The following is a 14945-nucleotide window of genomic DNA, read 5'->3' as shown; positions in this document are numbered from 1 at the left end:
AGAATATTTGATTCCACTAAGTCTTTTATATATAATTAATTTAACCTCAAGTATTGATGTAATAAATTAATAGTAGGCTCAAGTAATCATCGCCATTAGGGGTGATGTTACCGCCATTATGTCATCCCAGCGAAAGCTGGGATCTAAAACTATATAACACACCTTCTATGCTATTTTTTTAGACCCCGCCTACGCAGGGGTGACATAAAAGGAGAGGCAGGGACACCCTAGGCTATTAAACCGATATCTTACATCAATACTTGAGGTTAATTTAGGTACATAAAATAAAAATAGCTCCCTAATCTTAGGATATTCATTAGACATACCCTATGAGTTCTATAAGATTTAAGCAAAATAATCAAGAAATTTGATTTATACTTAAATCACGCGAATTTGGGATAAGAATTAACTAATTCTTATCCCAAATTGGGGTAAATCAGGCTCATTTGAGTATACGTCTTGATTTGCAATCAAACTCTGATATTATGCGAGGTAAAATTTTAATCGTAACACGCGAATTCGGGATAAGAATTTGTCAATTCTTATCCCAAATTCGGTGAAATTATAGATTGCTTCGTCGACCTACGGTCTCCTCGCAATGACGTTTTATAGACGTATATGTCATTGCGAGCGAACGTATGTGAGCGTGGCAATCCATTTTGCTAAAAACATGATTTTAATCTTTTAAAATCATGTTTTTAGCTTTAGAAAGGTTTAAAATGCATTCGCAAAACCGCTTTAAGAATGCATTTTTCCTTATATTAAAGCCAATCCGGGATAAGAATTAACTAATTCTTATCCCGAATGGGGGTATAACACATATTTATAACCAATTGCTAATTGGGATAATTGTAAACTGATGAACGAAATATTCTCTAATACATTACCTGTTTTGTTGATTCCCTTGTTTGGTAGTATTATCAAAAGGAAATGGTTGACTTCTGAAGAATTTTGGCGAGGATTAGAGAAATTATCATATTTTTTTCTTTTCCCTATCATGCTTTTTAATAATATATCTGCAGCCGATTTAAATGCATCGTCTATAATAAAACTAGTATTTGCATTAATCATCTCCACCTCTATTATTTCTTTGGCTTTAATTATTTATCAGAAGAAAACCAATTTTGACAAGGTTCAGTTTACTTCAACTTTTCAAGGTGCAATACGTTTTAATAGTTATATCTTTTTTGGTGTTAGTAGTCCTCTTTTGGGTCAGGAGGGACTTGCTATAGTATCTGTGATTTCATCCTATATGATCATTTTTACTAATATCATATCAGTAATGATTTTTGCACGTTATATCCCTGATAGTTCAGTAGCTAAGTCGCCTAAAGCTAGCTTTATATTGATACTTAGATTGATAGTACAAAATCCCTTGATTATAGCTAGTATAATTGGATTTCTTTTTAATTATTCTGGTTTAGAATTACATCTTGGTATAAAAAAAACCTTATCTAGCCTGTCCAACTCTGCTTTAGCTATAGGTATGCTAAATGTTGGGGCAGGTCTCAAATTTTTTATGTGTGGTGCTATTTTACAAAATGTGTTGCTTACTAGTTTTGTTAAGTTAGTGGCTTTTCCTATTGTCACAATAATTGTATTATCACTAATGTCAATTACTGGTACTGCTAAATCAGTTGGTGTTCTGTATAGCTGTCTGCCGTGTGCTAGCACTGCTTACGTTCTATCACGCCAGCTGGGTGGTGATCCGGAATCTATGGCATCAATTATTACTTTCACAACACTTTTTTCAATAGTATCATTGTCAGTTCTTATGTGGATGATATAACTAATAAACACTTGAAGTAATTAAGAAGGAATAACATCATGGGTGAAATGAATAAAATAAATTATCTCAAAGCCTTAGAATATCATCGAAAAGGTAAGCCAGGTAAAATTGCTATTGTGGCAACTAAGCCTTTGGACACTGCACATGACTTGGCTTTGGCTTATTCGCCAGGGGTAGCAGCTCCGTGTCTCGAAATTGCGAAAAATATAGATGATATTTATAAATATACTGCTAGAGGTAACTTAGTTGCTGTAATAACTAACGGTACAGCAGTTCTTGGCCTTGGTAGTATAGGTGCAGCTGCGTCGAAACCCGTAATGGAAGGGAAAGCCGTTTTATTCAAGAACTTTGCTGATATTGATTCTATTGATCTTGAAATAGATACGACTGACCCTGATGAGTTTGTTAATGCAGTAAAATATCTTAATTACAGTTTTGGAGGTATTAATTTAGAAGATATTAAATCTCCTGAATGTTTTATAATTGAAGAAAAATTAAAAAGCTGTATGCAGATACCGGTTTTTCATGATGATCAGCATGGCACGGCTATTATTGCTGCTGCAGGTTTAATTAATGCAGCTTATCTTACCAATCGTTCATTTGATAGTCTAAAAATTGTCGTAAGTGGTGCAGGGGCAGCGGCAATTGCTTGCATTGAATTACTAATTGCTCTTAGTGTAGACAAAAAAAATGTTATACTATGTGATAAAATGGGGGTAGTTTACCAAGGTCGGCAAGAAGGCATGAATAAATGGAAAGAATTATACGCAGTCGAGACCGATCTCAGGACTCTGAGTGATGCTATGAAGTCAGCCGATGTATTCCTTGGTTTATCTGTTAAAGGAACAGTATCGAAAGACATGGTAGCTAGCATGGCTGCAAATCCTATCATTTTTGCCATGGCTAATCCAGACCCAGAGATTACTCCAGAGGATATACAGCTAGTTAGAAGCGATGCGATTATTGCTACCGGACGCTCTGATTATAATAATCAGATTAATAATGTTATGGGATTTCCGTATATTTTCCGTGGAGCTTTAGATGTTAGAGCTACTACTATTAATCAAGAAATGAAAATAGCTGCAGCAACTTCTTTGGCTGAATTAGCAAGACAAGCTGTCCCGAATGAAGTTTATAAAGCATATCCTGGTAAAAAAATGGTTTTTGGTCCAGATTACATAATTCCTGTACCATTTGATCCAAGATTAATTACCACTGTTCCGGTAGCGGTAGCTAAAGCTGCCATAGATAGTGGGGTTGCTAAAATTACCGAATTTGATGTTAAGAATTATGCAAAGGAGCTGGAAAGTAGGTTAAATCCTACCTCTCGTTACATGAATCTATTATTTGAGAGAATTCAACAGTCAACACCTCAAAGGATAGTTTTTGCCGAAGGTGAGGAGGAAGAGGTAATTATAGCTGCTATGAGCATACGGGATACTTCGCATGCTCATCCTATCCTAGTTGGTAGATATGATAAAATATCTGCTGTTTTAAATAGAATAGGTATGAATTATGATTTAAATGGTATTACCATAATGAATGCTGCTATTAACCAAAATCTTGATAAATATATAGATACTCTTTACAGCCGGTTACAGCGTAAAGGTTACTTATACCGTGACTGTGCTAGATTAGTTAAAAGTGATAGAAATATATTCTCAGCTATCATGGTAGCTTGTGGCGATGCTGATTGTATGGTTACTGGTGTAACAAAGAGCTATTATAGTAGCTTAGAGGATATTATGAAGGTAATGGAAGCCAAAGAAAATAACAGAATTTTAGGCTATTCCATTCTGATTGCCAAGGAGCATAATATAATTATTGCTGATAATAGTGTGGCTGAACTGCCAAATGAGCAGGACCTTGTAGAAATAACCTTGCAGACTGCTAATATAGCAAAAAACATGGGAATGATACCAAAGGTTGCACTACTTTCCTTCTCGACTTTTGGTAATCCAATGAGAGAAAAGGCAAATAGAGTACGGGAAGCTGTTAGAATTTTAGATAGTATGAGTCTAGATTTTGAATATGATGGCGAGATGTCAGCTAATGTTGCTCTGAACCCTAATCGTAATTCATATAAGTTTTGCAGGCTATCAGGTCCTGCTAATGTATTAATTATGCCAAGTCTACATTCAGCTGCAATATCAACACAACTGCTGCAAGAATTAGCTGGAGGTGTTTTTATAGGACCAATAATTAATGGTTTTGAATATCCGGTACAAATAGTACAAATGGGAGCATCGGCAAGTGAGATAACAAAAATTGCCACATTTGCCTGTATAGATGCAATAAATCTCTTGAACAAAAGATAATTAATTTCCGGATTTTATATTATTTGTTAATAGGTTATAATAACTCTTTCGAGGAATTTTAATGATATATACATTAATTGCTTTAAGCTTGACTACATTAGTCTTAGTGATAGGGATTGTCTCTATGGCTATTGGTGGGAAATTTGATAAAAAATTTAGCTCAAAATTAATGTCGCTGCGGGTTATATTTCAGGCAGTTGCTGTATGTTTACTTGCTTTTCTCTATCTTTCAAAATAGTATAACCTCAAATATTGATGTAATAAATTAATAGTAGGCTCAAGTAATCATCGCCATTAGGGGTGATGTCACCGCCATTATGTCATCCCAGCGAAAGCTGGGATCTAAAACTATATAACATACCTTCTATGCTATTTTTTAGACCCCTGCCTACGCAGGGGTGACATCCTAGGCTATTAAACCGATGTCTTACATCAATAGTTGAGGTTAGTATATTTCTCCTACTTTAAGAGTTGTTTTTACAACTCTTGAAGTAGGGAATTATTTTTTCACCCAAAAACTTGGAAAAACTTGTAAGTTAATACCATAATATGTCTGATCTATTTAGTTTTAATGATAAAAAGCCTAAAATTAATAATTCATATACTGCAAAAGATATTGAAGTATTAGAAGGGCTTGAACCTGTACGCAAACGTCCTGGTATGTATATTGGCGGAACAGACGAAAATGCTATGCATCATCTTGTTTCGGAAGTACTGGATAATGCTATGGATGAAGCTGTTGCTGGTTTTGCTAACATTATAACCATAAAAATGCATGTGAATAACAGTATCACTATTTCTGATAATGGTAGAGGAATTCCTGTCGATAATCACCCCAAATTCCCTGAAAAATCTGCTTTGGAGGTGATTCTAACTCAGCTCCACTCAGGAGGTAAATTTTCGAATAATGTATACCAAACAGCAGGCGGATTACACGGAGTTGGTATTTCTGTTGTTAATGCTTTATCAGACTATTTAGAAGTTAAAGTGTACAAGCAGGGTAAATTATTCAAGCAATCTTATTCTAGAGGGCATAAATTGAATGATTTAGAAAGTGAAGATGTTGCAAAAAAATTAAAGGGAACATCTATAAATTTTCATCCTGACCTAGAAATTTTTGGTGAAAAATCATGTTTTTCTCCTAAAAAAATATATGAATTAGCTAAATCAAAAGCCTATTTGTACAGGGGAGTAACGATAGAGTGGCAATGTGAGATTGAGACTAAAAGTGATGTACCGACAACAGCCCTGATCCATTTTCCAGATGGTTTGAAGGATTATTTAATATCAAAAATAAATCATGACGATTTAGTTAGTGGAGAGATTTTTTGTGGTAATATTGACTGGGACCAAGATCACGTAAAAGTGGAATGGGCAATTGCTTGGCATAAAAATGAATACCAACCCTTCATACAATCATATTGTAACACTATTCCCACCCCCCTTGGTGGAACTCATGAACAAGGTTTGCGTAATGCATTACTTCGCGGCTTGAAAATATACGGAGAAATGATAGGCAATAAAAAAACAACTCTACTTATTATTGAAGATATTCTTGAAACTTCTTCTATTGTTCTCTCTATATTTATCCAAGATCCAATATTTCAAGGACAAACAAAAGAAAAATTGGTTTCACTAGGGGTTAATAAAATAGTAGAAAACATTATTAAGGACCATTTTGATCATTGGTTGAGCAGTAATAAAGTAGCGGCAAACCAACTACTTGACCATATAGTCAATATTGCTGAATTCCGAATAAATAAGCGTAATGAAAAAAATACCTTACGTAAAACTGCTACACAAAAATTGCGACTACCGGGTAAATTAGCCGATTGTACAAGAACGTCTCCTAATGGGACGGAGTTATTTTTGGTTGAGGGAGATTCAGCTGGAGGATCAGCTAAGCAGGCAAGAGATCGAGAAACACAAGCTATTTTGCCTCTTCGGGGCAAAATCCTAAATGTTGCCAATGCGACTCTAGAAAAGATTACTAATAATCAAGAAATTCAAGATCTAGAAGTGGCACTAGCATGCGGTAGCCTTAAAAATTACCGAGAAGAAAATTTACGTTATGAAAAAATAATAATTATGACAGATGCTGATGTTGACGGAGCTCACATCGCCTCACTGTTAATGACATTTTTTTACCTTCGTATGCCAAAGCTAGTATCATCGGGTCATTTATATATTGCCAAACCACCACTTTATCGACTAACACAGTCTAATAAAACTTACTATGCAGTAAATGATCAACAAAAAACTGATTTAACTGCTAAATTATTAAAAAATAGTAAAGCTAAAATAGACATTGGTAGGTTTAAAGGACTGGGGGAAATGATGCCAGCTCAGTTAAAAGAAACAACAATGAATCCAAAAAATAGGTCACTTTTAAAAGTTACTATAGATGATTTTGATAATATTGCTAAGATGGTAGACAATCTTATGGGCAAAAAACCAGAAAAACGTTTCCAGTTTATTTATGATCAAGCTTTAATTAAAATGGATACTATTATAAACAATCTAGATATTTAAAATTGTATCATCTATACTCAAATGATTTGAGTATACCAACTACTTATAAATTACAGGAGTACTATGTTCTTACGTTTAATTACCATATTATTATCAAGTTCTATCATTTTTTCTAATATAACATTTGCTGAAGAAGTAAAGAAGAAAGAATTACCAGATTCAGCTTATTTAAAACAATTCCAAGAGATCTTTGAACGTGTTAATAGAGACTATGTCCAAGAACCTGAAAAACAAAAAATGACAGATGCAGCTATAGATGGCATGTTAACTTCGCTAGATCCTCATTCTAACTACATTACTGATGAGGACCTAGAATATTTTCTTGACCACACTAAAGGAGAATTTGGAGGTATTGGTGTTGAAGTGCAGTATGACAATGGTGCTATCAAAGTCATTTCCCCTATTGATGATCTACCAGCTTATAAGGCAGGTATAAAAGCTGGAGACTATATTGTGGGGGTTAATGATGAGTTTGTATCAAATTTGGGATTTAATAAAGCGGTCAGAGAGATGCGTGGAGAACCAGGGGCAAAGGTAAAATTATTGGTGATCACGGAAGGTGAAAGCAAGCCAAAGGAAATTGAACTTACTAGAGAAATAGTTACAATTACCCCCGTAAAAGCTCATTTAGAAAGAAATGATATAGCTTATATACGAATAGGGATGTTTAACGAACATACCATTGCAGAATTAAAAAAATCTATGAGAACTTTAAAAGATGGCAGTAAAAATGGCGTAAAAGGTATTATATTAGACCTACGTAGCAATCCCGGTGGTCTGTTAGATCAGGCTGTTGCGGTTAGCGAATATTTTATTGATTCTGGGGTAATTGTCACTACCAAAGGCAGAAGCAAAAATAGTAACTCGGTATTGACTAGCAATAAATTTGCAGAAAAAGCACCATCTGTCCCGATTGTTGCTCTTATTAATGTTGGATCTGCTTCAGCTGCAGAAATCGTAGCTGGTGCATTGCAAGATCATAAAAGAGCAGTAATACTTGGAACAAAATCTTTTGGTAAAGGGTCCGTGCAAAGCTTTGCTACAATTAGTCCTAGAGCTGCTATAAAGCTTACAACAGCTAAATATTACACTCCTAGTGGTCGTTCAATTCAAGCAGAGGGTATTGAACCTGACATAGTGGTTGAGATGGCAAAAGTTGAGTATTCCGAAACAAAATCAACAGATAATAGATTTTCTGAATCTTCTCTAAAGAATTATCTAAAAAACGATAATAATAAAAATGATGATAAAAAAGTAGATACTACAGATAAAAATAAAGAACTTATTAAGAAAACAGATGATACTAAGAAAAATACCAAACCAAAAAATACTCTAGAACAATTATCTGATCTTTATAAAAAAGATTATCAATTTGCTAGAGCTTATGATTTAATTATGGGATTAATCTTGACTAATAAAAGTGGCAATGAATTGAAAAAATAATGGGTATACTCGGTGAACTTCAAGAATTGGCGTCGTCGTGTCTAAAGATCTCCGCTGCTCACGTACTAATGTACGCTCCGCTGCTCGACTTTGACACTCCTAGCTCTTCTTGAAGTTGACCTTCGTCTACCAACTCTTCATTTACGAGCAGTATACAATGGGTAGGGTAATTGGGCATAACTGTTGAAAGTTAAAAAATCGTCATTGCGAAGCGTTGTTGTAAGGCTTAAACCGTCATTGCGAGCGAACGTACGTGAGCGTGGCAATCCATAAAACTTGTCATATAGATTGCTTCGTCGACCTTATGGTCTCCTCGCAATGACATGCTAGATTCTTAAGTTGACGCCTATGCGAATTCGCGTGATTAGGAATGATAATTACAAAGGAAATATCAGCTATTGGTTATGACTTTAATATTGTCCTGTGTCTAATGTGTAAGTAATATATGTGCAAACCTAATGATTCAAAATAAATATATTGTTAGACTGTCATCCATTGGCTTATTTATAAACATTATTGTAAATATGATTTATTATCGTTACTTCATTATTGAAGAAATGATTTTAAAGCAAGTCGGAGAAACAAATATTAAAATAGCTGATGTTTATACAAAAAATGTTTGGGATAGGAATAGAACTGCTGTAGATAAAATACATGAATTTGGTTATATAAATTTATTACAAGATACAGATTTTATTAGGTTTGCAACTACTTCAGTTGATATTTTTGTTAATCTTAATGCCTATATTTCTTTATATGATCTACAAGGTAATAAAATTATAACTAGTTCGCCAATTCAAGTCACAAGTCACATGAATTTTCCTGAAGATACTCTGTATCAAAAAATTCTTACCAAAATTGATAGATATTTTTTAAAAGAATTGAGTATAGAACAAGCCTTTAACAAAGCTTTTAAAGGGATAACAACTCATCTATTAATTCCTAGAGCCATTTTACATATATCAGGGGAGGTAAAGAAAGCATCTTGTATAACAAGTTATATCCCAATAATAAACCGTGATCCATTGAACTATCCTGTTGATGGTGTATTAGAGATACATACCAATATTACTGGTTTATGGTCAAGTATTATAGAGCTTGAAAGAAAAGTATTATTAACTTTTGTTATCATTTTGGTAATATTTTTAGTTATAGTTATGAGCAACACAAATTATGCACAAAAAATTATAGATCGGCAATTTGAGGCTAATAAAGCATTAGAGGAAGCAGTAACTAAGGTTAGAAATGAAAGTTCTGCTCATACTAAATTTTTTGCCAATGTTAGTCATGAGCTGCGTACCCCTCTAAATGCTATTATAGGTTTTTCAGAAATTATGATGTCTACACCTTACAATAAGGAACATGATGTTTATGTAAAAGATATTCATAACGCAGGCAAGCATTTACTAGGTATAATAACCGATATATTAGACTTGTCAAAAGCATCTGCTGACAAGCTATTAGTTGATTTTGTAGAGTTAGACCTAAATAAATTAATTACTTCTACTATAAGGATAATGAAACCAAGAGCTGACCAAGCGAATGTAGCATTAATTGAAAAACTACCAAAAGATCATATTATTATAAAAGCAGATCCCAAAAGGCTTAAACAAGTATTTTTTAACCTTTTATCTAATTCTATAAAATTCACCAACTCATTAGGTTCTATAACAATTCATGCTGAAAAAAATGAATCTCAAGGACTAGTTTATGTGCAAGTTATAGATACTGGTATAGGAATTGATGAGAAAGATATTCCAAAAGTACTCTCAACATTTGGTCAAATTGATAGTGCCGTTGGCAGAAAATATCAAGGGACTGGTCTTGGTTTACCACTCACTCGAAAGTTGGTTGAACTAATGAAAGGTAAATTTGATCTACAAAGTAAAATAGGCATAGGTACAACTGTAACACTAACTTTTGCTTATGATAGTAGTATAGAACAATAACTATACTACTCGTAAATGAAGAGTGGATGGACGATAGAATAAAAATTATGATAGTAGCAGGAATCAAAGGGTCGAGGTGCTAGGCGTACATTTAGTACGTGGCTACCTACGATCCATAGTACCCTACATTTTTCTATAATCGTCATCGCGAGGCATCTTTAGATGCCGTGGCGATCTAGGTAAACAGCGAAGCTGTTTTTTTAGAGTAACGCTTCGCGTATCCTGGATTGCCGCATCGCCGCTTTCAGCGACTCCTCGCTAATAGACGATCAGCAGCCATTTTAATAGTGGTTATATAAAAAATGTAGGATACTATGCCTACGATCCCTGAAGACGACAACGCAATTCTTGATTTTCTATCTGAGTATACCCCCATGTCATATATGTTTATATTATTTTCATCACCTGATTTAATACGTCTTCAGCATGTCCAGCCACTTGTACTTTTGACCAAATGTAAGCTATCTTGCCTTTTTTGTCTATTAAGAAAGTAGCTCTATTAACTCCCATATATTTCTTACCAAACATTGATTTTTCTACCCAAACTCCATATTTTTCACAAGTATCGGAATTAGAATCTGATGCAAGATCAAAATCCAAACAATATTTTTTCTTGAATTTATCGTGAGAATTTAAGTCATCCTTTGATACACCAATAATGACAGCATTCATTTTTTCAAATTCTAGTTTTAATTTATTAAAGTCACCGGCTTCGATAGTACAACCTGGCGTATCATCTTTAGGATAAAAATATAATACAACAACCTTTCCTGCTAAATCTGACAAATTGATTTTACTATTATCACCTATTGGCATAGTAAAATTTGGTGCAGTATCGCCTATTTTTAATGTCATAACTACTCCTTTATATTTATTTTATTAACTAGTGTATACTCCTGTGATTTAAAAAGCAGAAGAGTATACTGCTATGATTTCACGAGTTGGGTAGACGAAGGTCAACTTCAAGAAGAGCTAGGAGTGTCAAAGTCGAGCAGCGGAGCGTACATTAGTACGTGAGTAGCACAGATCTTTGATACGACGCCGCCAATTCTTGAAGTTCACCGAGTATATATACACTCTAATTTCTTTTAGACAAGTTACAAATCACAAAAATTACTGCTAATGAAATCGCTAATGCAAACCAAGTTATGGCATATTCTAAATGATCATTTCTGACATTCAGCAAATTTTTAATCGACAAACTTTTAAGAATATCAGATCGATTGTTATTACCCTCCATAATTAAATAAAAATCTTCTAATTTTAAGCCAAGAACATCAGAGCATTGAGTTAAATCCAAGGTAAACCAAACATTGTTTTTAACATCATTATCCAGTACAAACATCTTTGTTTTTTCACCGGGAAGAATTACACCTGTGATTTCCATAGAGTTATCTATTATATTATCAATATTTTCTTTATGCCTCCCAGCAAACCACCCTAGTACAACCAAGATTATCTTGTTATCATCAGTTTGAAATGGGGTAACTAAATAATAACCTTCTTTTTCAGTGGACATTGATCTGCGTCCATAAAGATGTAAATTCTTACCCGCTAGAAAATGACCGTTCGCCCTTATTTTAGCATATAATTTATGTCCACTAAGTGTTTTTATATCAATTGGCGGATTATTAAGATTATTTTTCATTGAACTTAAAAACAGTTCTTTTTCCTGTAATCTAGCAATTTGCCAAAACCCAAGTGATAAGAGAATTACAAATGCTAATATAGTAAGTAATAAAGGTAATAATTGAACTTGGCAATTACCGATTTTTAAAGTACTTTTTTTTAAAGTTTGTAACACTATAATTTCTTCATTATTTCTAGTAGTGATTCTAGAGTAGCTAGTTCTCTTTGTCTATTATTTAGGTATATAAAAAACTCCAAATTAAATAGCTCTAATGCTTCTGTTAATGATTTGGGGAATGACACTAAATTATATTGTTGATCAAAAGCATTGCCATATATTTTGTTGATATTATTTATTTTATCAGGAAATTTTAGACCTAGAAATATAGAGTTTAAAATAGTAAAAATTGCCAAATAAGGATTAGTTAGTGGATTTGCTATTCTATGTTCTAGTCTTTTAGGCGATAGGTCAGGGATACGCAGTGCAACAGTTCTATTATTATTACCAAAAGATACATTAGTTGGTGCCATAAAATTCTTATCCAAACGAAGGTAATCATCTTCATTTGGCATGAATATCAAGAAAGTGTCAAGCATATAATGACAGATACTTTGACCCATTAGATCAATATTAAGTATACAATTCTCCAAATCATTTGGGGATATAAAATTTACATGAAAATGCATACTATTACCATAATCGCTTGCAAATGGTTTGGCAGAAAAATTTACATTACCCCGTAATTTTTCTGCAATAATTTGTATTTTAGACTTAGTGCTACTAATTTTTTCTATATACTCAATTATGTTAGTGGAAGGCGGCAAATCTACCTCAAATTGATTAGCTCCTTTTTCTTTCTTAACTGCTATTCCAAGTAGAGTCTGAAATTCAAGTGGATCAATATTTTTGCTTAAATAAAATTCTATTTCCACTCCTATGCAAGCTATTAGTGAGTAGTCTGTTCGAAATTTGTTAATGATTTTTTGTAAAGCATTGTTCTGTTGCAAATGATCTGATAGTGTATGGATAAATTTCTGTAGGGTGGTCATATGGATGAGTTTATAAAAAATAAAGTTTATTATAAAATTTTTGATGGAAGCTTCAAGCAATCTAGTCATATTTATAGTAAAAAAAATAAGTTGGGTGACTCTAGTATCTTAGAAAGTGTCGAGAATAATCGGCTAACAGTAGTTAAACATTATGATGCCGAGAATATTGTTATCCTACAGCAAGTGCATGGTAACAAAGTTATTGATGCTGATAGTGATATTGAGACTGACCCCGAAGCTGATGGGGCAGTTACTACCAAAAAAAATCTAGTACTAACAGTACAAACTGCTGATTGCGTTCCTATTCTACTTAGTAGCGAAGATGGTAAGGTTATAGGGGTAGCTCATTGTGGTTGGCGTGGAGCTAAAGCTGGTATCACTAATAATTTGGTAGAACTAATGCATGAGAAAGGAGCAAAAAATATTAAGGCTATTATTTGCCCTAGTATTCAACAATATTCTTATGAGGTAGACCAAGAATTTTACGATAATTTTATAAAGCAGCGGGCTGAGAACTCAAAGTTTTTTAGTGCCTCTTTGAGAACAAAGCATTATATGTTCGATTTACCAGCTTATGTAGAACTTCAACTGCAAAAAGCGGGTATTAAAGATATAACAAGGATGCTAGAAGATACATATACTAACCCTGAGAAATATCCAAGTTATCGACGTGCCTGCCATACTGGAGAATTATATAACCGTACCATATTATCTACTATTGTAATTAAAGCATAAATTATTAACTAACCTGAGTTCAATGTAAGACATTGGTTTAACAGCCTCTACGCGGGAAGGCTTTCATAGTACCCTACATTTTTCTATAATCGTCATCGCGAGGCATCTTTAGATGCCGTGGCGATCTAGGTAAACAGCGAAGCTGTTTTTTCTAGTACGCTTCGCGTATCCTGGATTGCCGCGTCGTCGCTTTCAGCGACTCCTCGCAATGACGATCAGCAGCCATTTTAATAGTGGTTATATAAAAAATGTAGGGTACTATGGAAAGCTTTGCCAGCGTGAATTTATAATTGCTGATGGCAAGAAGTCTATTATTACAAACAAAAAGATTGCCCTAGATATACTTCCTTTACTTGATAGCTTGTGGCTATTTCTTGTGGAGTTCCTTCTAATAGGACTTTTCCTTCGTAAATAACATAGGCTCTATCAACTATATTAAGAGTATCTCTAACATTGTGATCGGTAATTAGGATGCCGATATTGCGGTTACGTAAGTGAACAATCAAATTTTTAAGATCCTCAATTGCTAACGGATCAATGCCTGCAAGTGGTTCGTCAAGCATAATAAATTTGGGATCTAGTGCTATTGTTCTTGCGATTTCTAGCCTACGTCTTTCTCCGCCGGATAATCCTATTGCTGGCATGTCTTTTAGATGAAGAATAGAAAATTCTTTAAGCAAATCTAATGTTTTTTGTTCGATAATTTCTTGGTCATGTTCTAAAACCTCTAGCATTAATCTAATATTATCTCCTACAGATAGCCCACGAAAAATTGATGGTTCTTGAGGAAGATAGCTAAAGCCAAACCTAGCTCTTAAATAAATCGGTAAATGAGTAATATCATGATCATTATAAAATAATGCTCCACTATCTGGTTTGGTAAGTCCTATAATAATACTAAAACAGGTAGTTTTACCTGCACCGTTTGGACCAAAAAGACCAACTATTTCTCCTGTTTTTAATTGAAGAGATACGTCGTTTAGGATCACTCTCTTATTATAAGATTTTGAAATACTACTTACTTGTAATTTCTCTATTATTAAATGCGACATACTTTAAAAAATTTCTTACATAACTAATTTTTTGATTTGCTATAATCTATATTATTGAGTTCCGTATAATATACTAGTTTGTCAGTTTTTATAATACCATCCTGATTCTGTACTATTACATCACCAAGCAGTACTAGTTCTTTTCTTTCTACAAAATATTTTGCAGAAGTAGCAGTTAGTAACTCTTGACCATTATTCCTCTTAGCAGTCAATCTTGACGGTATAGAGATGTAATCAATAGTTTTTTTATTATCAACTGTTTTATAAAAAATTTCTAAATTAGTTGTTTTTACCATTATATCATCAAACCACAAAATCACCTCTCCTGTAAAACAAGCTTGATTCTTAGTTTGATCAATTACTAAATTGTCAGAATTAATATATAATTTATCCATACTCGAATGCTTTGAGTACGGATGTTTCCCATAGGCTGATGAACTCATGATTA

Annotated in this window: 12 protein-coding genes; 7 read left to right on the top strand and 5 right to left on the bottom strand. The window is 33.7% G+C overall.

Annotated elements, in window-relative coordinates; genetic code table 11:
* The first annotated feature begins 859 nt into the window (after window positions 1-859).
* The 6 genes from AB3211_RS03465 (at window position 860) to AB3211_RS03440 (ending at window position 10031) form a co-directional block, all read left to right on the top strand.
* On the top strand, window positions 860-1789 hold the full coding sequence (locus AB3211_RS03465) for an AEC family transporter (RefSeq protein WP_367364711.1): 930 nt from the start codon (window positions 860-862) through the stop codon (window positions 1787-1789).
* 38 nt (window positions 1790-1827) lie between these two features.
* On the top strand, window positions 1828-4107 hold the full coding sequence (locus AB3211_RS03460) for an NADP-dependent malic enzyme (RefSeq protein WP_367364710.1): 2280 nt from the start codon (window positions 1828-1830) through the stop codon (window positions 4105-4107).
* Window positions 4108-4168: 61 nt separating this feature from the next.
* Window positions 4169-4345: a twin transmembrane helix small protein gene (locus AB3211_RS03455; protein WP_341747906.1), complete on the top strand. Its 177-nt coding sequence runs from the start codon at window positions 4169-4171 to the stop codon at window positions 4343-4345.
* Between the two features lie 311 nt (window positions 4346-4656).
* Window positions 4657-6639: a DNA topoisomerase IV subunit B gene (gene parE / locus AB3211_RS03450; protein ID WP_367364709.1), complete on the top strand. Its 1983-nt coding sequence runs from the start codon at window positions 4657-4659 to the stop codon at window positions 6637-6639.
* A gap of 63 nt (window positions 6640-6702) precedes the next feature.
* Window positions 6703-8082, top strand: coding sequence for a S41 family peptidase (locus AB3211_RS03445; protein ID WP_367364708.1), 1380 nt, complete (start codon window positions 6703-6705; stop codon window positions 8080-8082).
* Window positions 8083-8540: 458 nt separating this feature from the next.
* A complete protein-coding gene (locus AB3211_RS03440; protein WP_367364707.1) occupies window positions 8541-10031 on the top strand; it encodes a sensor histidine kinase in 1491 nt (496 codons plus the stop codon).
* Window positions 10032-10418: 387 nt separating this feature from the next.
* On the opposite strand, the gene bcp is transcribed toward AB3211_RS03440, so the two are convergent.
* From bcp to AB3211_RS03425, 3 genes are all read right to left on the bottom strand, one after another.
* Window positions 10419-10886: a thioredoxin-dependent thiol peroxidase gene (gene bcp, locus AB3211_RS03435; RefSeq protein ID WP_367364706.1), complete on the bottom strand. Its 468-nt coding sequence runs from the start codon at window positions 10884-10886 to the stop codon at window positions 10419-10421.
* Between the two features lie 223 nt (window positions 10887-11109).
* The gene (locus AB3211_RS03430) at window positions 11110-11835 is read right to left on the bottom strand and encodes an SURF1 family protein (RefSeq protein WP_367364705.1); all 726 of its coding nucleotides are present in this window, start codon (window positions 11833-11835) and stop codon (window positions 11110-11112) included.
* The gene (locus AB3211_RS03425; RefSeq protein WP_367364704.1) at window positions 11835-12710 is read right to left on the bottom strand and encodes a glutamine synthetase; all 876 of its coding nucleotides are present in this window, start codon (window positions 12708-12710) and stop codon (window positions 11835-11837) included. The genes AB3211_RS03430 and AB3211_RS03425 overlap by 1 nt, the downstream gene beginning before the upstream one ends.
* Here AB3211_RS03425 and pgeF point away from each other — a divergent pair, their 5' ends adjacent.
* Window positions 12711-13445, top strand: a complete 735-nt coding sequence (gene pgeF / locus AB3211_RS03420; RefSeq protein WP_367364703.1) for a peptidoglycan editing factor PgeF — start codon at window positions 12711-12713, stop codon at window positions 13443-13445.
* A 314-nt stretch (window positions 13446-13759) separates the two neighbouring features.
* Here pgeF and lptB read toward each other — a convergent pair whose 3' ends face one another.
* Both lptB and AB3211_RS03410 read right to left on the bottom strand, forming a co-directional pair.
* The gene (gene lptB, locus AB3211_RS03415; protein ID WP_410521607.1) at window positions 13760-14497 is read right to left on the bottom strand and encodes an LPS export ABC transporter ATP-binding protein; all 738 of its coding nucleotides are present in this window, start codon (window positions 14495-14497) and stop codon (window positions 13760-13762) included.
* 23 nt (window positions 14498-14520) lie between these two features.
* A complete protein-coding gene (locus tag AB3211_RS03410; RefSeq protein WP_367364702.1) occupies window positions 14521-14892 on the bottom strand; it encodes an LptA/OstA family protein in 372 nt (123 codons plus the stop codon).
* Window positions 14893-14945 lie beyond the last annotated feature (53 nt).

The organism is Candidatus Tisiphia endosymbiont of Nedyus quadrimaculatus (genome assembly GCF_964059235.1).
In the GTDB taxonomy this organism is placed as follows: Bacteria; Pseudomonadota; Alphaproteobacteria; order Rickettsiales; family Rickettsiaceae; genus Tisiphia.
This window is presented reverse-complemented; position numbering and strand designations above follow the sequence as displayed.